General features: G+C 64.1%; 22 protein-coding genes and 2 tRNA genes. 13 read left to right on the forward strand and 11 right to left on the reverse strand.

Annotated elements, in window-relative coordinates; all coding sequences use genetic code 11:
• Positions 1–54: 54 nt before the first annotated feature.
• Complete coding sequence (locus tag BAC01S_RS06985; RefSeq protein ID WP_027794106.1) at positions 55–1,218, reverse strand: transglycosylase SLT domain-containing protein; 1,164 nt, start codon at positions 1,216–1,218, stop codon at positions 55–57.
• A gap of 607 nt (positions 1,219–1,825) precedes the next feature.
• Here BAC01S_RS06985 and BAC01S_RS06990 point away from each other — a divergent pair.
• From BAC01S_RS06990 to BAC01S_RS07000, 3 genes are all read left to right on the forward strand, one after another.
• Positions 1,826–3,406, forward strand: a complete 1,581-nt coding sequence (locus BAC01S_RS06990; RefSeq protein ID WP_027794107.1) for a UbiD family decarboxylase — start codon at positions 1,826–1,828, stop codon at positions 3,404–3,406.
• A 49-nt stretch (positions 3,407–3,455) separates the two neighbouring features.
• Positions 3,456–4,928: an NAD-dependent succinate-semialdehyde dehydrogenase gene (locus BAC01S_RS06995; RefSeq protein ID WP_027794108.1), complete on the forward strand. Its 1,473-nt coding sequence runs from the start codon at positions 3,456–3,458 to the stop codon at positions 4,926–4,928.
• A gap of 95 nt (positions 4,929–5,023) precedes the next feature.
• A complete protein-coding gene (locus BAC01S_RS07000; RefSeq protein WP_027794109.1) occupies positions 5,024–5,692 on the forward strand; it encodes a LysE family translocator in 669 nt (222 codons plus the stop codon).
• A gap of 117 nt (positions 5,693–5,809) precedes the next feature.
• Here the strand turns inward: BAC01S_RS07000 and BAC01S_RS07005 are convergent, their stop codons facing one another.
• Both BAC01S_RS07005 and BAC01S_RS35035 read right to left on the reverse strand, forming a co-directional pair.
• Positions 5,810–6,121 (reverse strand): hypothetical protein, encoded by a 312-nt coding sequence (locus BAC01S_RS07005; RefSeq protein WP_027794110.1) that lies wholly within the window; start codon positions 6,119–6,121, stop codon positions 5,810–5,812.
• A 403-nt stretch (positions 6,122–6,524) separates the two neighbouring features.
• Positions 6,525–6,686 (reverse strand): hypothetical protein, encoded by a 162-nt coding sequence (locus BAC01S_RS35035; protein ID WP_169740107.1) that lies wholly within the window; start codon positions 6,684–6,686, stop codon positions 6,525–6,527.
• Between the two features lie 468 nt (positions 6,687–7,154).
• Between BAC01S_RS35035 and BAC01S_RS07015 the strand changes: the two genes are divergently transcribed.
• Together BAC01S_RS07015 and BAC01S_RS07020 are read left to right on the forward strand one after the other, a co-directional pair.
• Complete coding sequence (locus BAC01S_RS07015; protein ID WP_027794111.1) at positions 7,155–7,475, forward strand: EthD family reductase; 321 nt, start codon at positions 7,155–7,157, stop codon at positions 7,473–7,475.
• Positions 7,476–7,550: 75 nt separating this feature from the next.
• Positions 7,551–8,114, forward strand: a complete 564-nt coding sequence (locus tag BAC01S_RS07020; protein WP_027794112.1) for a YggT family protein — start codon at positions 7,551–7,553, stop codon at positions 8,112–8,114.
• A gap of 283 nt (positions 8,115–8,397) precedes the next feature.
• On the opposite strand, the gene BAC01S_RS07025 is transcribed toward BAC01S_RS07020, so the two are convergent.
• From BAC01S_RS07025 to BAC01S_RS34465, 3 genes are all read right to left on the reverse strand, one after another.
• The gene (locus tag BAC01S_RS07025) at positions 8,398–9,201 is read right to left on the reverse strand and encodes a hypothetical protein (protein ID WP_027794113.1); all 804 of its coding nucleotides are present in this window, start codon (positions 9,199–9,201) and stop codon (positions 8,398–8,400) included.
• 921 nt (positions 9,202–10,122) lie between these two features.
• On the reverse strand, positions 10,123–10,527 hold the full coding sequence (locus BAC01S_RS07030) for a hypothetical protein (protein ID WP_027794114.1): 405 nt from the start codon (positions 10,525–10,527) through the stop codon (positions 10,123–10,125).
• A gap of 227 nt (positions 10,528–10,754) precedes the next feature.
• Positions 10,755–11,213, reverse strand: a complete 459-nt coding sequence (locus BAC01S_RS34465) for a hypothetical protein (protein WP_156954342.1) — start codon at positions 11,211–11,213, stop codon at positions 10,755–10,757.
• A gap of 166 nt (positions 11,214–11,379) precedes the next feature.
• Here BAC01S_RS34465 and BAC01S_RS07035 point away from each other — a divergent pair.
• From BAC01S_RS07035 to trmB, 3 genes are all read left to right on the forward strand, one after another.
• Positions 11,380–11,454, forward strand: a tRNA-Gly gene (locus BAC01S_RS07035).
• A gap of 204 nt (positions 11,455–11,658) precedes the next feature.
• Positions 11,659–11,883 carry a hypothetical protein gene (locus BAC01S_RS07040; protein WP_027794115.1) on the forward strand — a complete coding sequence of 75 codons (225 nt, stop codon included), beginning with the start codon at positions 11,659–11,661 and terminating at the stop codon, positions 11,881–11,883.
• 265 nt (positions 11,884–12,148) lie between these two features.
• Positions 12,149–12,922 carry a tRNA (guanosine(46)-N7)-methyltransferase TrmB gene (gene trmB / locus BAC01S_RS07045; RefSeq protein ID WP_027794116.1) on the forward strand — a complete coding sequence of 258 codons (774 nt, stop codon included), beginning with the start codon at positions 12,149–12,151 and terminating at the stop codon, positions 12,920–12,922.
• A 56-nt stretch (positions 12,923–12,978) separates the two neighbouring features.
• On the opposite strand, the gene BAC01S_RS07050 is transcribed toward trmB, so the two are convergent.
• From BAC01S_RS07050 to BAC01S_RS07060, 3 genes are all read right to left on the reverse strand, one after another.
• On the reverse strand, positions 12,979–13,848 hold the full coding sequence (locus BAC01S_RS07050; protein WP_027794117.1) for an undecaprenyl-diphosphate phosphatase: 870 nt from the start codon (positions 13,846–13,848) through the stop codon (positions 12,979–12,981).
• Between the two features lie 77 nt (positions 13,849–13,925).
• The gene (locus BAC01S_RS07055; RefSeq protein WP_027794118.1) at positions 13,926–14,513 is read right to left on the reverse strand and encodes a DUF1439 domain-containing protein; all 588 of its coding nucleotides are present in this window, start codon (positions 14,511–14,513) and stop codon (positions 13,926–13,928) included.
• A 59-nt stretch (positions 14,514–14,572) separates the two neighbouring features.
• Positions 14,573–14,875 (reverse strand): YkgJ family cysteine cluster protein, encoded by a 303-nt coding sequence (locus BAC01S_RS07060; protein WP_027794119.1) that lies wholly within the window; start codon positions 14,873–14,875, stop codon positions 14,573–14,575.
• A 228-nt stretch (positions 14,876–15,103) separates the two neighbouring features.
• Here BAC01S_RS07060 and hemN point away from each other — a divergent pair, with 228 nt between their 5' ends.
• Both hemN and BAC01S_RS07070 read left to right on the forward strand, forming a co-directional pair.
• On the forward strand, positions 15,104–16,489 hold the full coding sequence (gene hemN / locus BAC01S_RS07065; RefSeq protein WP_027794120.1) for an oxygen-independent coproporphyrinogen III oxidase: 1,386 nt from the start codon (positions 15,104–15,106) through the stop codon (positions 16,487–16,489).
• Positions 16,490–16,590: 101 nt separating this feature from the next.
• A tRNA-Leu gene (locus BAC01S_RS07070) sits at positions 16,591–16,675 on the forward strand.
• 62 nt (positions 16,676–16,737) lie between these two features.
• On the opposite strand, the gene poxB is transcribed toward BAC01S_RS07070, so the two are convergent.
• Positions 16,738–18,456: a ubiquinone-dependent pyruvate dehydrogenase gene (gene poxB / locus BAC01S_RS07075; protein ID WP_027794121.1), complete on the reverse strand. Its 1,719-nt coding sequence runs from the start codon at positions 18,454–18,456 to the stop codon at positions 16,738–16,740.
• A gap of 257 nt (positions 18,457–18,713) precedes the next feature.
• Here poxB and BAC01S_RS07080 point away from each other — a divergent pair, with 257 nt between their 5' ends.
• Together BAC01S_RS07080 and BAC01S_RS07085 are read left to right on the forward strand one after the other, a co-directional pair.
• Positions 18,714–19,418, forward strand: coding sequence for a pseudouridine synthase (locus BAC01S_RS07080; protein ID WP_027794122.1), 705 nt, complete (start codon positions 18,714–18,716; stop codon positions 19,416–19,418).
• A gap of 164 nt (positions 19,419–19,582) precedes the next feature.
• A complete protein-coding gene (locus BAC01S_RS07085; protein ID WP_027794123.1) occupies positions 19,583–19,771 on the forward strand; it encodes a hypothetical protein in 189 nt (62 codons plus the stop codon).
• Positions 19,772–19,804: 33 nt separating this feature from the next.
• On the opposite strand, the gene BAC01S_RS07090 is transcribed toward BAC01S_RS07085, so the two are convergent.
• Positions 19,805–20,863: an NAD-dependent epimerase/dehydratase family protein gene (locus tag BAC01S_RS07090; RefSeq protein WP_027794124.1), complete on the reverse strand. Its 1,059-nt coding sequence runs from the start codon at positions 20,861–20,863 to the stop codon at positions 19,805–19,807.
• A 75-nt stretch (positions 20,864–20,938) separates the two neighbouring features.
• Here BAC01S_RS07090 and BAC01S_RS07095 point away from each other — a divergent pair, with 75 nt between their 5' ends.
• Entirely contained in the window at positions 20,939–21,970 is a 1,032-nt protein-coding gene (locus BAC01S_RS07095; RefSeq protein ID WP_027794125.1) for a CDP-6-deoxy-delta-3,4-glucoseen reductase, read from the forward strand.
• Positions 21,971–22,286 lie beyond the last annotated feature (316 nt).

Below are 22,286 nucleotides of genomic sequence, written 5' to 3' on the forward strand. Positions count from 1 at the left end.
CGAGGGTGCCATTTTTTTGCCCGGCGATCGACCGGCCGCTACGTTGCTGACAACTTATGCGCCAAGCTCGGGCGAGGAAGCATGCTTCTGCGCGCTCGCGCTGGCGTCGTCCTGATCCGGATCCGCCTTGACGGGCGTAACCGCCGGCTTCTCGACGATCGGATGAGCGCCGTCGAGCGTCACCTGCACGCGCTTGTTGCTCGCCACCTTCTGCGGCACAGCCGTCGTGGCCGCGGCCGTGGTGACGGGCGCCTGCGGCGCATTGATCGGCACGTTGCGGCCGCGGGCCACATCGCGCAGACGCGAGCGCTCGGCCATCACTTTCGCGCCGTAGCCGCCGTCGTCCTGCGACGTCGAACCGACGTACAAACGCAGGCCGCCCGGCAACGAGCCGCCGCGCGCGATGCAATCCTTCAGCACGAGCGCGCCGACCTTGATGTTCGCAACCGGATCGAGCGCCGCATTCTGGCCGCCGAAGTACTGGAACTTGTCGGAGTGGACCTTCGACATCACCTGCATCAGGCCCTGCGCACCTACGCCGCTCTCGGCATACGGATTGAAGCCCGACTCGATCGCCATCACCGCCAGCAGCAGCAAAGGATCGAGCCCCACTTCCCGGCCGGTATCGAACGCAGCCTTGACGAGCTCGCCCACCGGTTCCTGTGCCACGCGATAGCGGCGCGCGAGATAGGTAGCGACCAGCGCCTGCTCGCCCTCCGAAACGAGGACGCGGTCGTCACGGGCATCGGGCGTGATGCGCTGCGACGGAATCATGTGTGCGAGCGTGCCGACGCTCGGCAGCGAACGCGGATCGAGGCCATTCAGCGTGGCGGCGTCGAGCGTCGCCAAACCGGGCCCCGGCTGCGCATTGCCGCCGCTATTTGCGCCGGCGTCGGGCGTAAGTGCCACCGGCAGCGTCGAACCGTCGTTCTCGCTGTCGTCGCCCGCAGCCCCCGAAGGCACGAGCGAAGGCAGCGGGTTGCCCTGCAGGAGGCGCGCCGGACCGGCCTGCACGGCCGCCGAAACGAAGGGCATGACGCGCGCGGCCAGCGTGCCGCGCCACGTGGGCAGCAGCCAGAGGGCAAGCGCGAGCAGGACGGCACAACCGCCGACAATGCTGAACAGGTGATGGCTCAGACGGGTGCCACGCCGCAGCAGCGCACGCAGGCCAAGAGCTACACGCTCGTCGGCGCGCCACCACGATAACCAGGTATTCATCTACAGATCTCCCCATGTTGCATGATCCGGCCAAACGGGAGCGGCACGAGGCCATCAGCCCGATGCAGGATCAAGACACCGCGCGCCCTGGCTGGTGCGGCAGCGGCGTCGGGAAAACGGCGAGTACGCCGTGGTGGAACTCCTCCGTTACTGCTTGAGGCACGCGCGAGGGCGCGCGGGAGTTCTCACGCAAAAAGCCAGCGCACAGGCGCGCTGGCGATGGACAACCAATCTAGACCGTGAAAAGCCGTGCAGGGAGTCGGCTAAACGGCGACGCGTTGCGTCTGAAGGACCGGGACGATGGCTAAAAATTGCAAGCCCTGCAACCAGTGTGGACGGATTCTAGCAGCGTTTTATAGATCGTCAATACTATAGATTGTCAAATCTATAACTAATTGTAATGATGAACAGCGTTCAATCGGTCGAGACCCGCGCGCCATGCGCGTTTGCGGCCGGTTATCTGCCGTTTGTAACCATTTCGCATTGTGGTGAGCAGCGTGCGGGAACCAACACAGGTAAAATCGACAATCGACCCGCCGCGCGCACGCGCCTTTGCGTCGCTCGTGGCGCCTGCAGCTGCCGCCGCTGTGGCCCCGACCCTTTCCTGATGAAATACAAAGACCTGCGCGACTTCATCGGCCGCCTCGAGAGCCTCGGCGAACTGCGCCGCGTGCCGCAAGCCGTCTCCCCGGTGCTGGAAATGACCGAGCTGTGCGATCGCGTGTTGCGCGCGGGCGGCCCGGCACTCCTCTTCGAGAACCGCTCGACCTATGCGTTCCCGGTCCTCGGCAACCTGTTCGGCACACCGCGCCGCGTTGCGCTTGGCATGGGCATCGACGCGCCCGCACCGGATCAAGGCGGCGCGGGCGACGACGCCGCGCTGGAATCGCTGCGCGACGTGGGCCGCCTGCTCTCCGCGCTCAAGGAACCCGATCCGCCGCGCGGCCTGAAGGACGCCGGCAAGCTGTTCACACTGGCGAAGGCCGTCTGGGACATGGCGCCGAAGGCGATTGGCTCGCCGCCGTGCCAGGAAATCGTCTGGGAGGGCCAGGACGTCGATCTTGCGAAGCTGCCCATCCAGACCTGCTGGCCCGGCGACGCCGGCCCGCTCGTCACGTGGGGGCTCACCGTAACACGCGGGCCGAACAAGACGCGCCAGAACCTCGGCATCTACCGCCAGCAGTTGATCGGCCGCAACAAGCTCATCATGCGCTGGCTCGCGCACCGGGGCGGCGCGCTCGACTTCCGCGAATTCGCGCTGCGCCATCCCGGCCAGCCCTACCCGGTGGCAGTCGTGCTCGGCGCCGATCCGGCGACCATTCTCGGCGCCGTGACGCCCGTGCCCGACACGCTTTCCGAATACCAGTTCGCCGGCCTTCTGCGCGGCAGCCGGACCGAACTCGCGAAGTGCCTGACGCCCGGCGTGGACGCGCTGCAAGTGCCGGCGCGCGCGGAAATCGTCCTCGAAGGGTTCATTTATCCGCAGGCGGGCGCTCCCGAACCGGCGCCCGCCGGCGCGCCGCCGCGTCCCACGAAGGGCGCCAGCGCCGCGTACGAGCACGCGCTCGAAGGCCCGTACGGCGATCACACCGGCTACTACAACGAGCAGGAGTGGTTCCCTGTCTTCACGGTCGAGCGCATCACGATGCGCCGCGACGCGATCTACCATTCCACCTACACGGGCAAACCGCCCGACGAGCCCGCCGTGCTGGGCGTGGCGCTCAACGAGGTGTTCGTGCCGCTGCTGCAGAAGCAGTTTCCCGAAATCACCGACTTCTATCTGCCGCCCGAAGGCTGCAGCTATCGCATGGCGATCGTGCAGATGAAGAAAAGCTATCCCGGGCACGCCAAACGCGTGATGTTCGGCGTCTGGAGTTTCCTGCGCCAGTTTATGTATACAAAGTTCATCGTCGTGGTCGACGATGACGTGAACATCCGCGACTGGAAGGAAGTGATCTGGGCGATCACCACGCGCATCGACCCCGCGCGCGACACCGTCCTCGTCGAGAACACACCTATCGACTATCTGGATTTCGCCTCGCCCGTTGCCGGGCTCGGCTCGAAGATGGGCCTCGACGCGACCAACAAGTGGCCGGGCGAAACCTCGCGCGAATGGGGCCGCGCAATCGAAATGAACGCCGACGTGAAGACCCGCGTCGACAAGCTGTACGACGAACTCGGGCTCTGAGGCGCCGCGCGTCTCCTGCCCGCCGCTCACGCACTCAGGAGACACGAAGATGAGTCAGTTGGCATCGGAGCGCTTGACACAGTTAAAGGACCCCGCACTTTTCAAGACCCGTGCCTGGATCGACGGCGAATGGAGCGGCGGCACGACGGAGTTCGCCGTGTTCGACCCCGCCGACAACGCCGAGATCACCCGCCTGCCGGACTGTGGCCCCGACGAGGCGCGCCGCGCAATCGCCGCGGCGCATGCGGCCCTGCCTGCGTGGCGCGCACTCACGGGCAAAGCGCGCGCGGCGGTTCTGCGCCGCTGGTTCGAACTCGTGACCGAGCATGCGGAAGACCTTGCCGTCATCATGACGGCCGAACAGGGCAAGCCGCTTGCCGAAGCGCGCGGCGAGGTCGCCTACGGCGCCTCGTTTCTCGAATGGTTCGCGGAAGAAGCGAAGCGCGTGAACGGCGACGTCCTGGCGAGTCCCGCGGCAGACAGAAAATTAGTCGTACTGAAGCAGCCAATCGGCGTTTGCGCGTCGATCACGCCCTGGAATTTCCCCATCGCGATGATCACCCGCAAAGTCGCGCCCGCGCTCGCGGCGGGCTGCACGATCGTCGTGAAGCCCGCCGAGCAGACGCCGCTTTGCGCACTGGCGCTTGCAGAGCTCGCGCAGCGCGCGGGCGTGCCGCGCGGCGTGTTCCATGTCCTGACGGCCGACGCGGCAAACTCGATCGAAATCGGCAAAGTGCTGTGCGAAAGCGACCTCGTGCGGCATCTGTCGTTCACGGGTTCCACGCCGGTGGGCCGCATTCTCATGCGGCAGTGCGCGCCGACGGTCAAGAAGATCGCGCTGGAACTCGGCGGCCACGCACCGTTCATCGTGTTCGACGACGCCGATCTCGACGCGGCGGTCGAGGGCGCCATGATCTCGAAGTACCGCAATGCGGGCCAGACCTGCGTCTGCACGAACCGCTTCTACGTGCACGACTCCGTCTACGACGCATTCGTCGGCAAGCTCGCCGCGGCCTCGCGCAGCATCCGCGTGGGCAACGGCTTCGAGTCGGACGTGACCCAGGGCCCGCTGATCGACGACGCTGCAGTCGAAAAGGTGGTCCAGCACATCGATGACGCCACTGCGAAGGGCGCCACGCTCGTCACGGGAGGCAGCGTGCGCGAGGGCCGCTTCGTCGAGCCGACCGTGCTCGCGAACGTCACGCGCGACATGCTGATCGCACAGGAAGAGACCTTCGGGCCGGTCGCGGCCGTATTGCGCTTCGAGAACGAAGCGGATGTGGTCCGCCTCGCCAACGACACCGATTTCGGCCTTGCGGCGTACTTCTACAGCCGCGACATCGCGCGCGTCTGGCGCGTGGCCGAAGCGCTCGAATATGGGATGGTGGGAATCAACACGGGCCTCATCTCGAACGAGGTAGCGCCGTTCGGCGGTGTCAAGCAGTCGGGGCTCGGGCGCGAGGGCTCGAAGTACGGCATCGACGAGTACGTCGAACTCAAATACTTGTGTATTGGCGTTTGATTAACGAAAGCTTACTATGGGCGCCCGCGCGCAAGGTGTGGACGCCCTGAAATCCGGACGCGCCGCGCGTCCCATTCGAACAAGAAATCGCATCAATGCCGCACTTCTCCCTGCTTTCCGACGGTTTTTTCCTTTCGCTCTCGCTCTGCCTCGACATCGGCCTCGTCAACGTCGCAATCCTCTCGCTCACGCTCTCGCACGGCTTCCGGCCAGGATTCTGGCTGGGCCTCGGTTCCTGTTTCGGCGACCTCATCTATGCGGCGCTCGCCCTCGCGGGCATGGCGGCGCTGCTGCAGTTCGAGGCCGTACGCTGGGTCGTCTGGATCGGCGGCTCGGCCATTCTGCTGATGCTCACCTGGAAGATGGCGCGCGAGGCGCTCAACCCGGCCGCCGCGCCGCCTGTCGAGGGCGAGGCGGACCTCGCCTCGCCGCTGCCCAGCCCCTGGCGCGGCTTCATGCGCGGCGTGCTGCTCGCGCTTTCTTCGCCGAGCGCGATCCTGTGGTTCGCGGCAGTGGGCGGCGCGCTGATTGCGAAGTCGGGCGCGACGAGCGCGGGCGCGGCGGCGCTATTTCTCTCCGGCTTCTTCCTCGGCGGCCTCGGCTGGACCCTCTTTCTCTGCGGCCTCGCGAGTCACGGACGCAAGCGCGCCGGCACCGCGCTGCTGCGCGCCTGTCACGTGGTGTCCGCGCTGCTCTTCGCCTGGTTCTCGTATAGCGTGATCGTGCACGGCTATCGCGATCTGATCGTTCAGCACGCGTCCTGATTACACGAAGGCGCCGCACCAGGCGACGCGCAAAAAGCAAACGGCGCAACGTGGCAGAGCCCGCGTTGCGCCGTTTGCGCACAACCACCACGGGGCGGCCCGTGGCCGCCCGCGCGATCAACGACGGTAATAACCGCCGTGGTAATAGCCGTGATAACCGTGGTAGTAGCCGTGATAATACGGATGACCCCAGTACGGATGGCCCCAGTAGCCGCCGACGACAACCGCGGGCGGCGGCGCATAGACCACCGGCGGCGGTGCATAAACGACGGGCGGCGGAGGCGGCGCATAGACCGGCGCAGCGTACACCGGATAAGCGGGTGCTACGGGAATGCCGATACCGATACCCACCGAAACGTGCGCCTCGGCCGCGCTGGCGAGCCCCAGACCCAGCGCAGCGGCAACGATAAACGAAACGGTCTTTTTCACTTCTCTTCTCCTGACAGCCAGCAACGGCGCCAACTTCAATCTGTTAGACAGACGGACACAACCGACGATTCCAATGTATCGAAAACACGGCGCCCTGGCGGTGGGCATTTGTTGCAAATTGCAAGCCCGTTTTTACAGCGTGCTGCCCTCTGACGCACCCGTGCGACAGGCACGCATTAGTAGAACCCCGCAGACGCGCCGCCCCAAGGCATGAATCGTCAGACGTTGTGGCGGGCTGTCATTCTTACCGCCCGGCAGGCCCGGCGGGACAAATTGCCCGGTAAAGTTTGATTACAAATTGGCTGGAGGCGCCATTCTCCGCACCGGTAAACGACGATGCCCGGTCGTCGACCGGGCATCCTGGACTGGCTCATGAACGCCGCCGTGGCAGCGATGTCGGCTCCTATCCAACCTTCACATAGGTGAACTCGCGGGTGATGCTGGGTGGCACGTAAGCACCGCTAATCTGCACCCTGGGCTTCAGGCGCTTCTTCTGATCCCACCAGCGGCGCCGCTGGACGGGCGTAAGAAACCGCAGATGCTTTCGGTAAGCGAAGATGCTCATGGCGAACTCCCGAATCGGACTACCGACAGGAAACAGCACGGGACTGCAACGACAAAACCGAAACACTTGAGACCATTGTGCTTAAATTTTGAGACATTGACTGCCTTGTTGTGAGATAGCCGCATCCATAGCGCATATCCCACTTGCATTGTCGATCTCGTTGAGCCAGGCCGCTGGGCTGGCGGCCGGGAATTCGAGCAATTTCCGCGCCACAGGCGGCGCAGGCAATACATAGGCCCGGCAGCTTGACCGGCGGACTATCTATCCTGCGTCCTTTGTAGCCGTCACGCTCCTGCGTATCGGTACGATATCGAACATAGGTCGCGCACGTGTGCAGGCTGCGCAGAATGCGGGCGCGTCGGCGCGCTGCACTACACAGCGCCCGCGCAAGCCGTGGTAATGTGGCAACGGCGCGCGTCGCCCGGACCATACGGCGCGCGTCCCGGGATTCACCGACGAGAACGCACAATGATCAAGGTCAGCATCCTTTATCCGTACCGCGAAAACGGACGCTTCGACAGCGAGTACTACTGCACGCGGCACATGCCGCTTGCCGCGCGTCTGTTCGGCGACGCGCTGCGCGGCTGGTCGGTCGATGTCGGCATCAATGCGGGGCCGCCGGGCACGCCGCCGCCATATGTCGCGGCGGGCCACTTCCTGTTCGACACCGCGGAAGCGTTCTACGCCATGTTCCAGCCGAATGCCAAAACGCTGCTCGACGACATTCCCAACTACACCGACGGCGGAAATGGCACGATCCTGATCAGCGAGATCAAGGTCTCGGTCTGAGCGACACCGCCTCACCCCCGATCACGACCCGGCGGCCGCCCGCGCCACCGCCAGCCCTACGGAGAAAAAACACCGATGTTCGGCGATATCGCCCGCTTTCTGCTCAATACGATTTTCACGCTGTTCGGCGCTGCCCTGCTTTTGCGCGCGTGGCTGCAGTACGTCCGGGTGGCTGCCTACAACCCGGTCAGCCACGCCGTGCAACAAGTGACCAACTGGCTGGTGCTGCCGCTGCGACGCGTCATTCCCGGCATGCGCGGCATCGACTGGGCCAGCGTGATCGCCGCGCTGATCGCCGCCATGGCCTACGTGCTGGCGACGGTCTGGCTGGCCGGCGTCGATCCGTTCGGCCTCTTGCCGACCCTGGTCATCGTCGCCTTGCTGACGGTGGTGAAATGGGCGCTCAATCTGCTGATCTGGCTCACGATCCTGATGGCGCTGCTGTCGTGGCTCAATCCGCAGTCGCCGGCCATGCCGGTGCTGTTCCAGCTGACGGCGCCGTTCCTCAACCCGCTGCGCCGCATCATCCCGCAGTTCGGCGGACTCGATCTTTCGCCGATCCTGCTCTTCGTCATCGTGCAGGTGCTTCTGATGGTGATCACGCGCGCGGCGGTGTCGCTTACGCTGTTTGGGATTTGAGGGGTGCGGGCGGCGGCGTTATGAAAAAGCCCGCTCAAAGGCGGGCTCCATCCGGGCAAATACGATCAGTGGGAACTACGCGGCAAGTTCAGCCGTCAGTTCGGGAAGCGTAGCAGGCACAACACCGCGCCCGACGGCGCAAAGCGACCTTGTTCCCAGTCGCGCAAGGTAGCAAGCAATATCAAGGCAAGGCGTGCCGAGCTGGGTATGACCCAGAACGCCGCCGATAAATGGATTGCTTTGCAACAACGGCAATGCCGATGATCGCCAGGCGAGCAAATCATCACGAAAAATCAGGCATTTCCAGAGAAGGTCGGCGGCGAGGTGGGCGTGTCCACTGCAAAAGCGCAGTAGCAACGAGCGCTACCAATCCCGTGTACACAATCATCACGGACCACGGGAACGGCGTGAACCTAAAAGGCGGAGGCAAGTATTTGACAAGCGGCGTGCTCGTTGTTGTGTAGATGAGTAGTTGGCTAGCCGTCGAGACAGAGAAAATCATCAAGGCCATGCCGCAGTTCCACGCGCGCTGTCCCTTGCGAGAAAGCGCAACGCCAATGAAAAGTGTGATTGTCGCGGCAACGAGCAGGCTCATTGGACGGCCATGTGGCATCAGGAGCAATAGCCAGCCTGTACGGCTTGCCGCGAACGACATTGCAAGAAAATGAAGTAGGCACGAGACGCTGATAGTGCCAATTCGAATCAGATCCCGTACCGAAGGTCCCGGCATATGATCGTTACCTTCCAGGAAGTCACTGCTCCTCCTGCTATACAGAAGGGCAACAAACAGGCCAGTCAGTGGTAGCGAAATCAACACAAAAAGCCGGAAAGGAAGCAATGCGGTCAACGCGATATTGCCGAACGCCGTCCATACGTAGAGCGTTCGGCCCCAAGCGCGTCCATAGCACAAGGCGATGCTCGCGACCAGACATCCGACGGTAGACATGAGCCAAACCGCGTCGCACATTAGTAGCTGCCACGGTAACGTCGCCTTTACTGTCGACCATGAGCGCGACCACATAAATCCCACGTAGGCGAACATTTGAAGCGAGTACACGCTTTGCAGCATCAGCGTAAAGGCAATCACTCTTATCGTTGTGTATCTTCTTGGAAAGCTCGGCGTCGTGACCATGTGGCAACAATTTTCGAATGAAGCCGGGAAAGCCCGGAAAACATAGGCAAAGCGTCCCTGCCAGCTATGAACGTGATTGCGGTGGGCGGGATTGTCGACGATCCAGGCGCTGGAGTCGACGGTCCGCTCCTGGTAGCTACCGCTCGACGACCGAACGCGACGATCGTCTCGGGCGGACGCGGGATGCAAAGGGCATAAGCGACCCGGAGGAGACCTTCGGTTTTCTCGTTAGCCGTCATTCGGTGCGGTCAGCTATTTGGCCAACTGCGCAAGGCCTATATACTGTCGTCGCGGCGGGGGGAAGGACACCCCGTAAGAGGCACCAGTGGATAATACCGACCGCGCCCAGGGTCTTGGGCACCGTCTGCGTAAGAGTCAGGCGCAGACTTTGCCCCGCCGCGCATCTCCAACTGAAAGTAGCTCTATCGCGATTGCCACGCTCTAGTGGGACGGCGGAGTTATAACTAAACCGGCGTCTACTCCACCGCGACGTGCTTTTCCAACGCACTGAAGCCAGTCCCGCCACGCAGCGGGGTCGGCAGTTGTTCCGTCCGAAAGCAGACTTAGATCTCCCAAGAGTGACCCAAGATCGTCAGAATTCGTCCGTTGGTAGAGTTCAACAATAAATTCATACATCGCGAGGTACGCCTCTTGCAATGTCAGATGCTCACTGTCCAGGGTCATTTCGCTCGTTGGGTTGTGTCTTTGGTCTTTCAATTGTTGCCGATCTAGGCGCGGACGTCGATTGTCCGAAAATGGCCGAATCCGGGCCAACGGCGAACGCACCAAACCGACCCTGAGCGGTCCTTCGGCACGCGACCGGCTCAGCGTCTCTTGCTGGAGGTATACCGCTCGCTCCGAGAGTATCGAGGATCTTTACTGTTTAACCCGATGATCAGTGAACTCATAGTCGGCCATGCAATCGGCCGAAGGGTCTCGCTTGATGGCCGAAAAATGAACGGTATCGTTGTCTATAACAGTGTACGTGTAGACATCGGGCGTGGGAGTGCCCTCCGTGATGATTGAAATCTTGTCGTCCTTCGTTTCCCACCGGCCTCGCTCTTCATCAAAAAGCTGAGTCTTTTCAGGATTTTTGTAGAACGCAATTTCGAACTTTCCGTCCAATGATCTTTTCATAGTCCACGCCAGATAGGAACATTTTCCATCCTTGTCCCTTTGACCCTGCCAGTTACCAGCCAAACGGTCATCGAGAGCCGAAGCGAGATTGGACACCGAGAGAAGAACTGCAACGAGCAAGAAATTTCGAGTTATGAGTTTCATAGGAATTTCAGCAATGGATAAGAGCTATAACGCCCGAATGAAGCTGTTCTGCAAGCGAAAGGCCGGACGACTGTCGCAGCCGACTCCGTTTTGATCAAGATGCCAAGATTCTCCTGAGAGCCGACCGATCTACGACCTCGGCCTGAAATGCCAAGAATTACGGTCTCGTCGCCCCGGACACGTTGTACGACCCCGCCCGTATGCCGTTACGTACCGCCGAGTCCACATTATTGGCTCTCTACACGACGGACATTTATCACACGCGCCGGATGCTCCTTCATGTGTCGAACCTCAACGGTGTCACCCAGGTGGGCAGGCAGCGTAGACGGTGTAGTGACCGGACCCTGTGCAAGTTGAACCGTAAATGATTGTTTACCAAGTGCTATGACCTTGCCGGTCTCCGTGACCGTCGGCTCCGACCGAAATTCCTGCATTTGCTGTTCGGGGTAAATATCGAACAGGTAAATAACCCCAGCGATTGCAGCCATGAGAACCAAGATGGCTCGCTTGTTCTGTCGCAGCAGCACAATATGGCCGCTCAAACCGGATGAGCGGCGAAATTTATGCGTATCAGATTTTTCCATCGGTGTTATTTGGATACCTGTGTTCTCGCTTGTAACAACGGCATTTGGGCGTGAAACTTGATGGATGGGCGGGACGGTCGCTTTCAGGCATACCAATGACATTCGAATGTCCGGTCGAGTGCGCCGACGAATGGCGCATGATGGCCGACCGCTGACGCCCATGCCAGCGATGCCACCGCTCCGCCAGCAAGCCACCCCAGTTTCGACGCCAGCCTCCAAACCACCCCACTGCCCAAACCCCAAAATTCCCTGTAGAATCACCGGCTCTGCGGGCGTCGTATAATGGCCATTACCCCAGCTTCCCAAGCTGGAGACGTGGGTTCGATTCCCATCGCCCGCTCCACATCGGCTCATCGTGCCGCATGACCTTACCGGACCTACCGGAGCCCAACTCAGGGCCTCGTGCAGGAATCCCGGGCTGCCCTGAATCCCCTCGTCGCAGATTCGAAGTTCGGCTCATCCTGGGTCATCCCGGCGTTTGTCACGCTGGCGCGCCGTGATCCGGCTTACCCCGACTCGCCTCGCGCAACCCGCGCGGCCGTCAACGATGGAACGATTTTTTATCTCCCGCCCCAGCGCGATCGCGCTGATCGCGCGCGCCCGCAAGAAGCTGCTGGCGGACGCCGGCGAGTGCGTCCCCTCAGAGGCCCAACCGCTTCTCGACCGCGCCGCGCAACTCGAACGCCTGCTGCTGGATGTGCGGGCCTGCCGCATCGACGCTTTCGAGCTGACCGATCCCACGCCCGTCCACATCACGATCTCGGCAGATTGAGGAGCCGAATCAGGATCCAACGTCGCCCGGCAGGCCTCCGTGCCGGCACTGCTATAATGCGCGTCGGTTTCGGCGCCGGTCGCCATGGCAGCGCCTGCGACATCCGCGGGCTCCGTCTGCCACCTGTCCGCCCCGCCGCCTGACCCCGATCCCGCGATCCTGCAATATCCTGTTTCAGCAGACGCAAACGCCCCGCCTGGCCTGCCCGTCTCGTGCCGCACAGCCGGTTGCAACGCGTGCTGCCCTCACCTGTCCATCCTCGAAGATGAATCACGATCCGAACGACGCAGTCCCGTCCGACTGCCCGCTGCCCGACGCATCGGGCGAGCCGCACGAGTCCGCCGAAAGCGTTTCGGCCGACGTCCTGCACCGCCGCCGCATCCGCAGTTTCGTGACACGCGCCGGCCGTGTTTCGACTGGCCAGCGTCGCGCGCTCGACGATCTCGGCCCTCGCTTCGTCGTCCCCTACGCGCCGCAACCGGCGGACTGGGACGCCGTGTTCGGCCGCCGCGCGCCGCGCGTGCTGGAGATCGGCTTCGGCATGGGTGCGAGCACGGCGGAAATCGCCGCGCTGCGGCCGGACGACGACTTCCTCGGCGTCGAGGTGCATGAACCGGGTGTCGGTGCGCTGCTCAAGCTGATCGGCGAGCAGAACCTTGCGAACATCCGCATCATCCAGCACGACGCGGTCGAGGTGCTCGAACAGATGATCGCGCCCGCGAGCCTCGACGGCGCGCACATCTTCTTCCCGGATCCGTGGCACAAGGCGCGCCATCACAAGCGCCGCCTGATCCAGCCGAAGTTCGTCGAACTGCTGGTTTCGCGCATGAAGCCGGGCGCCTACCTGCACTGCGCCACCGACTGGCAGAATTACGCCGAACAGATGCTGGAAGTACTGGGTGCCAACCCGGCGCTGCAGAACACCGCGGACGGCTACGCGCCGCGCCCGGATTATCGTCCCGTCACGAAGTTCGAGCGGCGGGGCTTGCGCCTGGGCCATGGCGTATGGGACCTCGTGTTCCGCCGCCGCGCGGACTGAACGGTCTGTCGGACAGCAACAAGCACAAGGGGCGCACGAGGCGCCCCTTTCGATTTTCAGTCTTCCCAGCCAAGCCCGCCGCCATAGCCGAACAGCAGGACGACGAGGCCGAACAGCAGGACGACGAGGCCGAACACGATGCGATACCAGGCAAACGCCGTGAAGTCGTGCGAGGCAACGAAGCGCAGCAGCCAGCGCACGCAGGCGAACGCGCTGACGAACGCAGCCACGAAGCCCACACCGAACAAACTCAGCCAGTCGACCGAGAGCGCCTGCCAGTTCTTGTGCAATTCGTAGACGGTGGCGCCGAAGATCACCGGAATCGCCAGGAAAAAAGAAAACTCGGTGGCGACACGCCGTTCGAAACCGAACAGCATCGCGCCGATGATCGTCGAACCGGAGCGCGACATGCCCGGAATCAGCGCGAAACACTGCGCACAACCGACCTTGAACGCGTCCAGCGGACGAATGTCGTCGATCGAGCGCACTCGCGCGGGAATCTGCGCGGCCGGCACACCGGGGTGTCGCCGCCGCCCCTCCACCCAAAGTATGACGACGCCGCCCGCCACCAGCGCGAACGCGACGGGCACCGGCGAGAACAGCACCGACTTGATCGCCTTTTCGAACAACAGGCCGAGCGCGACGGCAGGCACGGTCGCGACGATCACGTTCAACGCGAAGCGCCGCGCGTCGGGCCGGGTGGGCAGCCCCGCGATCACGTTGCCGATCTTGCCGCGAAATTCCCAGCACACGGCGAGAATCGCTCCGAACTGGATCACGACGTCGAAGGTTTTCTCGTAGTCGCCGTCGAAGTTGAGCGCGCTGCCCGCAACGATCAGGTGGCCGGTGCTCGATACCGGAAGAAACTCGGTCAGCCCTTCGACGACACCCAGAATCAAAGCCTTGCAGAACAGTATCCAGTCCATCCGTATCCTCGCGGGGGGGTTCGCGCCGGACGGAGGAAGGGACCGCCGGCGGCTGCACGCGGCGGCGTCGCGTCGGCTTATTTCTCGACGATCTGCACTCGTATGCCGTTTGTAAGGATGTTGATTGTACCCGGTTCGTAGTTGACCCCGGCAAACTGCAATTGCTCGGGCTTGAACGTGTAGACGGGATAGTCGTTGAGCAACTGCGCCGCCGCGAGCGCCGCCACGGCGCCCACCTGCTGTCCGTAGGCGGCGGCCGCGCCCTGCATGTCCACGCTGTCGACCGAAGGCGACTGGAGCACGACCGAGCGGCTCGCGGCGTCCCATGCAAGCGCGCTCGACAGCGTGAAGACGCCATCGACGGGCTGCTGCAACAGCGGGCTCTGAAGCTCGGCGTCGAGGCGAACGGCCACACGGTTGCGATCGGGCTGCAGCACGACGACGGGATTCGTCAGCGTCACCTGGAAGAGCTGCTGCAGCGAGCGGTGATACGGGAACTTGCGCTGAACCGCCGCCTGCACCTGCTCCTGCGAGAACGTGTAGTGATCGGGAATGAACGGGAACGTGCCCGTCGCACACGCGCCCAGCGACATGGCCGCACCCGCCGCGGCACATGCCGCGAGGAGGAAGGCTCGTCGGGAAACGCGCGTTGCGGTATGGATCATGCGAAATCTCCTTGAAGGGCGGCGCAAGGCCTGCCGTTCGAAACATGGGAAGGACGCACTCAGGCGTCGGGCGAGGGCTGCGTCGCCGACTCGAGCCGGGTAAGCCAGACTATCGCCGCTTCACGCGAGGCGCCGCACATCTCGGCCTGCGGCTGCAGCCCCGAGCAGCACGCGGGCCGCAGCGGTGAACCGAAGATCGCGCATTGCAGATCCTCGCCAAGCTGAATGCAGCGCACGCCCGCGGGCTTGCCCCCGGGCATGCCCGGAATCGGGCTCGTGATGGACGGCGCGATACAGCACGCGCCGCAACCGGGGCGACATGCGTGACCCGGCACGTCGAAGGGGGAAACGGCACTCACCATCTGCTTCCTGAATCAGTCGATACGATCCGCCTCGCGACGAACCAGACGCATTGTGCCATTGCCGGCTGCGACCTTTTTACACAAACGCCAAACGCACCGCACTCTTAAACTGGATCAATCCGGCGCAAGAAATTATGCCGTCCGGTGCCAGGCCCGAGTAATACCCGAGTATGGCCTGACAATGGCGCCGCCCACAGCCGCACGGCGCCCCAACGACGAGAGCCCCGCATGCGCAACGCCGACCTCCTGTTTCGCCCCGACCTGCTGGCCAAGTACGGCGCGAACGGCCCACGGTATACGTCCTACCCAACCGCACTGCAGTTCCGCGAAGACTTCGATCCCGCCGACTACTTCCGCGCCGCCACCGACCCCGGTGCCGAAGAAACCGATCTTTCGCTTTACTTCCACATTCCATTCTGCGACACCGTCTGCTTTTATTGCGGCTGCAACAAAGTTGCGACGAAGAACCGCACCCGAGCGAAACCGTATCTGAAGCAGATGATCCGTGAACTGGAACTGCAGGCCGCGCTCTTCGACACGAAGCGGCCCGTTTCGCAGCTCCATTGGGGCGGCGGCACGCCGACCTTCCTTTCGCCCGACGAGATGAGCGCGCTGATGGCCGCCACCCGCGAGCACTTCACACTGCGCCCCGATCACGAAGGCGAATACTCGATCGAAATCGACCCGCGCGAAGCCTCGGCGGCCACCATTGAACATCTGCGCGGCCTCGGCTTCAATCGCCTGAGCCTCGGCGTGCAGGACTTCGACCCGGTCGTGCAGCGCGCGATCAATCGCGTGCAGCCGCTGGAGATGACGGTCGAATGCATCGAAGCGGCACGCGCGAACCGCTTCGAGTCGATCAGCGCCGACCTGATCTACGGACTGCCACATCAGACCGTGGCGAGCTTCCGGCGCACGCTCGATACGATCCTGTTGCTCGCGCCCGATCGCCTTTCGGTATTCGGCTATGCGCACATGCCGCATCTGTTCAAGATGCAGCGGCAAATGGATGCGGCAACGCTGCCCTCGCCCGCCGAACGGCTCGCGCTGCTGCAGCTCGTGGTCGAACAGTTGACCGACGCCGGCTACGTCTACATCGGCATGGATCACTTCGCGCTGCCGACCGACGAACTCGCGCTGGCTCAAAAGCGGCGCACACTGCATCGCAATTTCCAGGGCTACAGCACGCGCGCCGACTGCGACCTGATCGGCTTTGGCGCATCGTCCATCGGCAAGGTCGGCGACGTCTATGCGCAGAACGCGAAGGATCTGCCCAGCTACGGCGCCGCGCTCGATGCGAAGCGACTCGCGATTGCACGCGGCATTCGCCTGAGCGCCGACGATCGGCTGCGCCGCGACATCATCGCGGAGCTGATGTGCAATCTCGAACTGCGTTTCGACGAGTTCGAGGCCGCCTACGGCGTGCGCTTCCCGAGCGCTTTCGCGCCCGAACTCGAACGCCTGCGCTCGTTCGAGGAAGACGGGCTCGTCGCGCGCAGCACGAACCGGCTCGAAGTGCTGCCGGCCGGGCGGATGTTCGTGCGCAATATCGCCATGGTGTTCGACCGCTACCTCGGCACGCAGCGCCCGGAGCGCTTCTCGCGCACGGTTTAAGCGCGTGCTGGGCGCCGGTTGCCGGGCGGCCCGAATTAGGTCATAATTCTCGGCTACCCGGCGCGTAGCCGTCGTAAATAGCGACGGATGGCGCCGAGCCTGCCTCGGTGGTGAAATTGGTAGACGCGCCGGACTCAAAATCCGGTTCCGAAAGGAGTGCCGGTTCGATTCCGGCCCGAGGCACCAGATTCAAAAAACAAAGCCCCGCTCTATGGCGGGGCTTTGTTCGTTTACGGCGGTCAGCCAACTCAACGCAAATTAGTCTGCGCGAGCTCGATCACCTCGTCTCCACGCCCGCTCAACACCGCGCGCAGCATATAGAGGCTAAAGCCCTTGGCCTGCGCCCATTGCAGCTTCGGCGGCATGGCCAGTTCGTGCTTGGCCGTCACCACGTCGACGAGCGCAGGCCCGGGATGCGCGAACGCCGCGCGCAACGCATCGTCCAGCGCTTCCGACGTCTCCACCCGCACGCTGAAAATACCCGCTCCCTTCGCGATATCGGCAAAGTTCGTCGCCGCGAGATCGGTGCCCGTTTCGACGTAACCGCCCGCCTTCATCTCCATCGCGACGAAGCCCAGCGTGCCATTATTCAGGACAACGATCTTGATCGGCAGGTCGAGCTGCCGCGAAGTCAGGATGTCGCCGAGCAGCATCGAGAGCCCGCCATCGCCCGAGAGCGAGATGACCTGTCGCCCCGCGTGGGCCGCCTGCGCGCCGAGCGCCTGCGGCATCGCGTTGGCCATCGACCCGTGGTTGAACGAGCCGTGCAGCCGGCGCTTGCCGTTCATCGTGAGGTAGCGCGCCGCCCACAGCGTAGGCGTGCCGACATCGACGGCGAAGATCGCGTCGTCGGCCGCGAGCGCGTCCACGCGCGCCGTCACGTACTGCGGATGCAGCGGCTTGCCCGCGGGCGCCGGTGTCGCGAGGTCGTCGAGACTTTGGCGCGCATTCTTGTAGTGCTCCTTCGCCCGCTCGACGAAGCGGCGATCGGTCTTGCGCGTGAGCTTCGGCGCAAGCGCCCGCAACGTCTCGCGCACGTCGCCCACGAGCCCGAGCGCAAGCGGCGCCCGCCTGCCGAGCGCCGCCGGATTGCGGTCGATCTGCACGATATTGGTGTGCTGCGGATAGAAGTTGCGATACGGGAAGTCGGTGCCGAGCATCACGAGCGTGTCGCACGACATCATCGCGTGATAGCCCGAGCTGAAGCCGATCAGCCCTGTCATGCCCACGTCGTAAGGGTTGTCCCATTCGACGTACTGCTTGCCGCGCAGCGCGTGCACGGTCGGGGCGCCGAGCGTGTCCGCCAGCGCCACGACCTCGTCGTGCGCGCCCTGGCAACCGCTGCCGCACAGCAGCGTGACAGCTTCCGAGCGGTTCAGCAGGGTGGCGAGCCGGTCGATGTCCGCCTCCGCGGGCAGCGTCGACGGTCGCGCGGCCTGGGCCCAGACCGGCTCCTCGCCCGTCGCTTCAAGCAAGGCCACGTCGCCCGGCAGCACGATCACCGCCACGCCCTTTTCGTCGATGGCCGTGCGCAACGCCGTCGCCAGCACGCGCGGGAACTGCGAGGCATTCGTCACCAGCTCGACGTAGTGGCTGCACTCCTTGAATAGCTCTTGCGGATGCGTTTCCTGAAAGTAGTGGAGGCCGATCTCCGTCGACGGAATGTGAGCTGCGATCGCGAGCACGGGAACATGGTTGCGTTGGCAATCATAGAGGCCGTTGATGAGATGCAGGTTGCCCGGCCCGCAGCTTCCGGCGCAGACTGCGAGCCGCCCTGTCGCCGCCGCTTCCGCGCCGGCCGCGAACGCCGCCACCTCCTCGTGGCGCGTGTGCATCCAGCGAATCGTGCCAAGACGCTCCAGACTCGACGACAAGCCGTTCAGGCTGTCGCCGGTGACGCCCCAGATGCGCTCCACGCCCACCGCTTCGAGTGTCTTCGCCAGATAATCCGCGATCGTGTTCGCCATGCTGTCCTCCTTGTAGACTGACGCGCGGCCCCGCGGTGTGCCTGTACCGCTGCACTCCGCGGCGCCGCGCCGGAAAAAGGGTTGGATATCGCGCAACCGCGCCGCCACTTGGCGGCGGAGATCCGCGATGCATCGCGCTACGTTACGCCATCCTCGCGAACGACGCCTCGAAGCCTGCTGCGAGCGAGACGCATCGCCCGCCCCGGACCGCGGCGCCGGTTAGAATGCAGCGGTTTTGACGCCGTCCGCCGGTCTTCATGAATCTCGAAAGCATTCTCTTCAGCCAGGGTTTCGGTTCGCGCCGCCAGTGCCGTGCGCTCATCGCCGACGGGCGCGTCGCCGTGGCGGGCGCGCTCTGCGCCGATCCGCTCGCATCGTTCGACACCGCGGGACTCAGCTTCAGCGTGGACGCCGAATCCTGGCCGTTTCACGAACGTGCCTATCTAGCGCTGAACAAGCCTGCCGGCTACGAGTGCTCGCGCGATCCGCAGCATCATTTGAGTGTCTTTCACCTTCTGCCGGCACCACTCGCGGCGCGCGGCGTGCAATGTGTCGGCCGTCTCGACCAGGACACGACCGGCTTGTTGCTGCTTTCGGACGACGGCCAGTTCGTTCACGCCTTCACGTCGCCCAAACGCAAGGTGCCGAAGGTCTACGTGGCAACGACACGCCATGCGCTCGACGACACGCAGCTCGAGGCGCTGCGCACGGGCGTCCTGCTGCACGGGGAACGCGAACCGATCGCGGCCGTCGATGCGTGCGCGCGCGGCGAGCATGCGCTCGAACTCACAGTGCTGGAAGGCAAGTACCACCAGGTCAAGCGCATGATCGCCGCAGCGGGCAATCGCTGCGAGGCACTGCACCGCGAGCGCATTGGCGGCTTCACGCTGCCCGCGGATCTCGCGCCCGGCGCCTGGCGATGGCTCGAAGCACCTGAGCTCGACGCGCTGCGCGAGGGCTGATCCGCACCGTATCGGCGCCGCTTTCGCCCGCTTGCGGCTATGTGCGGTGCCGCACCCCTATCGTCAGAACAGTCCCCTTTCCGCCGCGCCGCAACATGCCCTTCCTGACGTTGCGCCCTATACTCGTTTAAACAATGATTACAAGCGATGCAAGGAGGGGGGATATGTTCATCAACGGCACATATCAAATTTCATACGTGTTGATGGCGTTCGTGGCACTGGGGGTGCTGTTGATCGGCGGGCTGCTCGTGTCGATGCGTTTGCGTCATCGATATCAGCCCAGCCTGATCGGCGTGCTCATCGGCGCCCTGTTCTGCTTCCTCCTGCTCGAAGCGCTGCCGGCCATCACGTGAACGGCACGCTTGCGCCATGCCGCCGCCCCGTGTTCACGGGTGCGGCGGCAGCGTGCGCAGGAAATCGTCGACGCTCGGATAACGCAGTCTCACGCCCAGTTCCCGCTTGAGCCGCCGGTTCGAAAGGCGCCGGGATTCGCGCATGAACGAAAGCAGCATGGGTTCGAGGCTGCGCTCCGCTTCTTCGCGGCTCACGCGCGGCGCCCGTGCGAGCCCGAACACATCGGCCACGCGGTCGAAATACTCCCCCATCTTCAGTTCGCTGTCGTCCGACGCGTGTATCACGCGCGCCGGGCGACCGCGCGCGGCGAGTCGCACCATGATGGCGGCCAGATCGTCGGCGTGAATGTGGCTCGTGTAGACATCGTCACGCTCCACCAGCGCCGGCGTGCCCTTCGCGAGACGCGCGAGCGGCAGGCGGTTGGCCGCATAGATGCCGGGAATGCGCGCGATCGAAGCCGTGAGCACGCCGCGTGCGGTCGCGCGGCGCAGCACGCTCTCGGCGGCCACCCGGCGCTTGGCGCGCGCATTGGCAGGCCGCACAGGCCGCGTTTCGTCGATACGCGCGCCTTCGCAATCGCCATAAACGCCCGTCGTGCTGGCATAAACCAGCTTCAATCGGCCAGGCCTTATGCGCGCGGGCCTCGCGGCCCCCGCAGCCCCGATAGTGCGCTCGGGTACAATAGAGAACGCTTCGCGGCGCACCGGCAACGCCGCGCGCGGGCCTGCCGACGCGCCGCGCCGCACGGCCCCATGCGGTCTCCCGGCCGGCCGCGCCGCCAAACGGCGCCGTGCGGTCAGGGCGGCGATCAGACGACGGCTGCGGTTGTCGTCTTCGCCGGATTTTTCCGGCGGCGCGAGGTGCAGCACGACATTCGCGAGCCCGGCGAGCCGCGCAAGACTCGCACGCACGTCGAGGTCGCCCACCAGCGGGACCGTGCCGGCCTCGCGCAGCGACGCCGCGCGTGCCGGCTGGCTCGTGAGCGCAAACACGCGTGCGCGGGGACGCAGCAGCGCGACGCAGCGCAGGCCAACGTCGCCGCAACCGACAATCAGGATGCGCGCGCGGCGCAAGGTTCGTGTGGCAATCATGGTGGACCCATTTTAAGCCGTCGGCCCAAGTCGGCGGCAGCCCTTACGGATTTCGGACTTACGCTTCAATCGAACATGGCTTTCAACGTAACGCTCAAGCAAAGCGGCCGGCAGTTCCAGGTCGAACCGGACGAACCCATCCTCAACGCAGCCCTGCGCCAGGGCGTCGGCCTGCCCTACGGCTGCAAGAACGGCGCTTGCGGTTCGTGCAAGGGCACGGTCTGCAGCGGCGAGATCGAGCAGCGCGCGCACGCGGCCTCGGCGCTTTCGAACGACGAACGCACGCGCGGCATGGCGCTCCTGTGCTGCGCGACGGCCCAGTCGGACCTCGAAATCGACATCCGCGAAGTGGCGGGCGTGGGCGACATGCAGGTGCGCAAGCTGCCCACGCGCATCGCCGCGATCGAGCGCCGTGCCGACGACGTGATCGTCCTGAAGCTGCAATTGCCCGCCAACGAGCGCTTGCAGTACCTCGCCGGCCAGTACCTCGAATTCATCCTGAAGGACGGCACGCGCCGCAGCTACTCGATGGCGACCGCGCCGCACGAAGAAGGCCCGCTCGAACTGCACGTCCGCCACATGCCGGGCGGCAAGTTCACCGACCACGTCTTCACGCAGATGAAGGAGCGCGACATCCTGCGCTTCGAGGCGCCGCTCGGCACCTTCTTCCTGCGCGAGGACTCGGAGAAGCCGATCGTCCTGCTCGCCTCGGGCACCGGCTTCGCGCCGATCAAGGCGATCGTCGAGCATGCGGCTCACAAGAACCTGAACCGCCCCATGACGCTCTACTGGGGCGCGCGCCAGAAGAAGGATCTGTACCTGCTGGATCTCGCCGAGCAATGGGCGAAGGACATCCCGAACTTCCGCTTCGTGCCGGTGCTCTCGGAACCTGCGGCGGGCGACAACTGGACCGGCCGCACGGGCTTCGTGCATCGCGCGGTGATCGAGGATCTGCCTGACCTGTCCGGCTACCAGGTCTACGCGTGCGGCGCGCCGGTCATGGTGGAATCGGCGCAGCGCGATTTCTCGCAGCACCACGGCCTGCCCGAAGACGAGTTCTACGCGGACTCGTTCACGAGCGCCGCGGACCTCGCCAATCCGGTCTGACACGATCCCTCAAACAGTTTGTGGCGGCGGGTCGGCCTACTGCCGTCACGAAAATTTCTTCCGCCGCGCACAATTGACGGTTTACACGGCCGATCCGCTTGTCGTATTCTTGCGCCCATGAACCGCATCCTGTCCGCTCTCCGACGTCGCCGCTCGCCCGAATAGGGCCTGGCTTCGTTGCGGACGCGCGTTACCCACCCACGCGCATGCAGTTCGAATTACGAAAGCCACGGCCAGCCGTGGCTTTTTGTTTTTCCGGCCGCCTCGTCGCGGCTTCCTTGCCAACCTTGTTGCAACCCTTGAGCGCGGAGCCCGT

This window comes from Paraburkholderia acidipaludis NBRC 101816 (genome assembly GCF_000684975.1).
In the GTDB taxonomy this organism is placed as follows: Bacteria; Pseudomonadota; Gammaproteobacteria; order Burkholderiales; family Burkholderiaceae; genus Paraburkholderia; species Paraburkholderia acidipaludis.

What these genes read in the sequence shown, in the direction of transcription:
- BAC01S_RS06985 (WP_027794106.1), bottom strand. Translation starts at nt 1,218, where the DNA reads ATGAATACCTGGTTATCGTGGTGGCGCGCCGACGAGCGTGTAGCTCTT.
- BAC01S_RS06990 (WP_027794107.1), top strand. Translation starts at nt 1,826, where the DNA reads ATGAAATACAAAGACCTGCGCGACTTCATCGGCCGCCTCGAGAGCCTC.
- BAC01S_RS06995 (WP_027794108.1), top strand. Translation starts at nt 3,456, where the DNA reads ATGAGTCAGTTGGCATCGGAGCGCTTGACACAGTTAAAGGACCCCGCA.
- BAC01S_RS07000 (WP_027794109.1), top strand. Translation starts at nt 5,024, where the DNA reads ATGCCGCACTTCTCCCTGCTTTCCGACGGTTTTTTCCTTTCGCTCTCG.
- BAC01S_RS35035 (WP_169740107.1), bottom strand. Translation starts at nt 6,686, where the DNA reads ATGAGCATCTTCGCTTACCGAAAGCATCTGCGGTTTCTTACGCCCGTC.
- BAC01S_RS07015 (WP_027794111.1), top strand. Translation starts at nt 7,155, where the DNA reads ATGATCAAGGTCAGCATCCTTTATCCGTACCGCGAAAACGGACGCTTC.
- BAC01S_RS07020 (WP_027794112.1), top strand. Translation starts at nt 7,551, where the DNA reads ATGTTCGGCGATATCGCCCGCTTTCTGCTCAATACGATTTTCACGCTG.
- BAC01S_RS07030 (WP_027794114.1), bottom strand. Translation starts at nt 10,527, where the DNA reads ATGAAACTCATAACTCGAAATTTCTTGCTCGTTGCAGTTCTTCTCTCG.
- BAC01S_RS34465 (WP_156954342.1), bottom strand. Translation starts at nt 11,213, where the DNA reads ATGTCATTGGTATGCCTGAAAGCGACCGTCCCGCCCATCCATCAAGTT.
- BAC01S_RS07040 (WP_027794115.1), top strand. Translation starts at nt 11,659, where the DNA reads ATGGAACGATTTTTTATCTCCCGCCCCAGCGCGATCGCGCTGATCGCG.
- trmB (WP_027794116.1), top strand. Translation starts at nt 12,149, where the DNA reads ATGAATCACGATCCGAACGACGCAGTCCCGTCCGACTGCCCGCTGCCC.
- BAC01S_RS07050 (WP_027794117.1), bottom strand. Translation starts at nt 13,848, where the DNA reads ATGGACTGGATACTGTTCTGCAAGGCTTTGATTCTGGGTGTCGTCGAA.
- BAC01S_RS07055 (WP_027794118.1), bottom strand. Translation starts at nt 14,513, where the DNA reads ATGATCCATACCGCAACGCGCGTTTCCCGACGAGCCTTCCTCCTCGCG.
- BAC01S_RS07060 (WP_027794119.1), bottom strand. Translation starts at nt 14,875, where the DNA reads ATGGTGAGTGCCGTTTCCCCCTTCGACGTGCCGGGTCACGCATGTCGC.
- hemN (WP_027794120.1), top strand. Translation starts at nt 15,104, where the DNA reads ATGCGCAACGCCGACCTCCTGTTTCGCCCCGACCTGCTGGCCAAGTAC.
- poxB (WP_027794121.1), bottom strand. Translation starts at nt 18,456, where the DNA reads ATGGCGAACACGATCGCGGATTATCTGGCGAAGACACTCGAAGCGGTG.
- BAC01S_RS07080 (WP_027794122.1), top strand. Translation starts at nt 18,714, where the DNA reads ATGAATCTCGAAAGCATTCTCTTCAGCCAGGGTTTCGGTTCGCGCCGC.
- BAC01S_RS07085 (WP_027794123.1), top strand. Translation starts at nt 19,583, where the DNA reads ATGTTCATCAACGGCACATATCAAATTTCATACGTGTTGATGGCGTTC.
- BAC01S_RS07090 (WP_027794124.1), bottom strand. Translation starts at nt 20,863, where the DNA reads ATGATTGCCACACGAACCTTGCGCCGCGCGCGCATCCTGATTGTCGGT.
- BAC01S_RS07095 (WP_027794125.1), top strand. Translation starts at nt 20,939, where the DNA reads ATGGCTTTCAACGTAACGCTCAAGCAAAGCGGCCGGCAGTTCCAGGTC.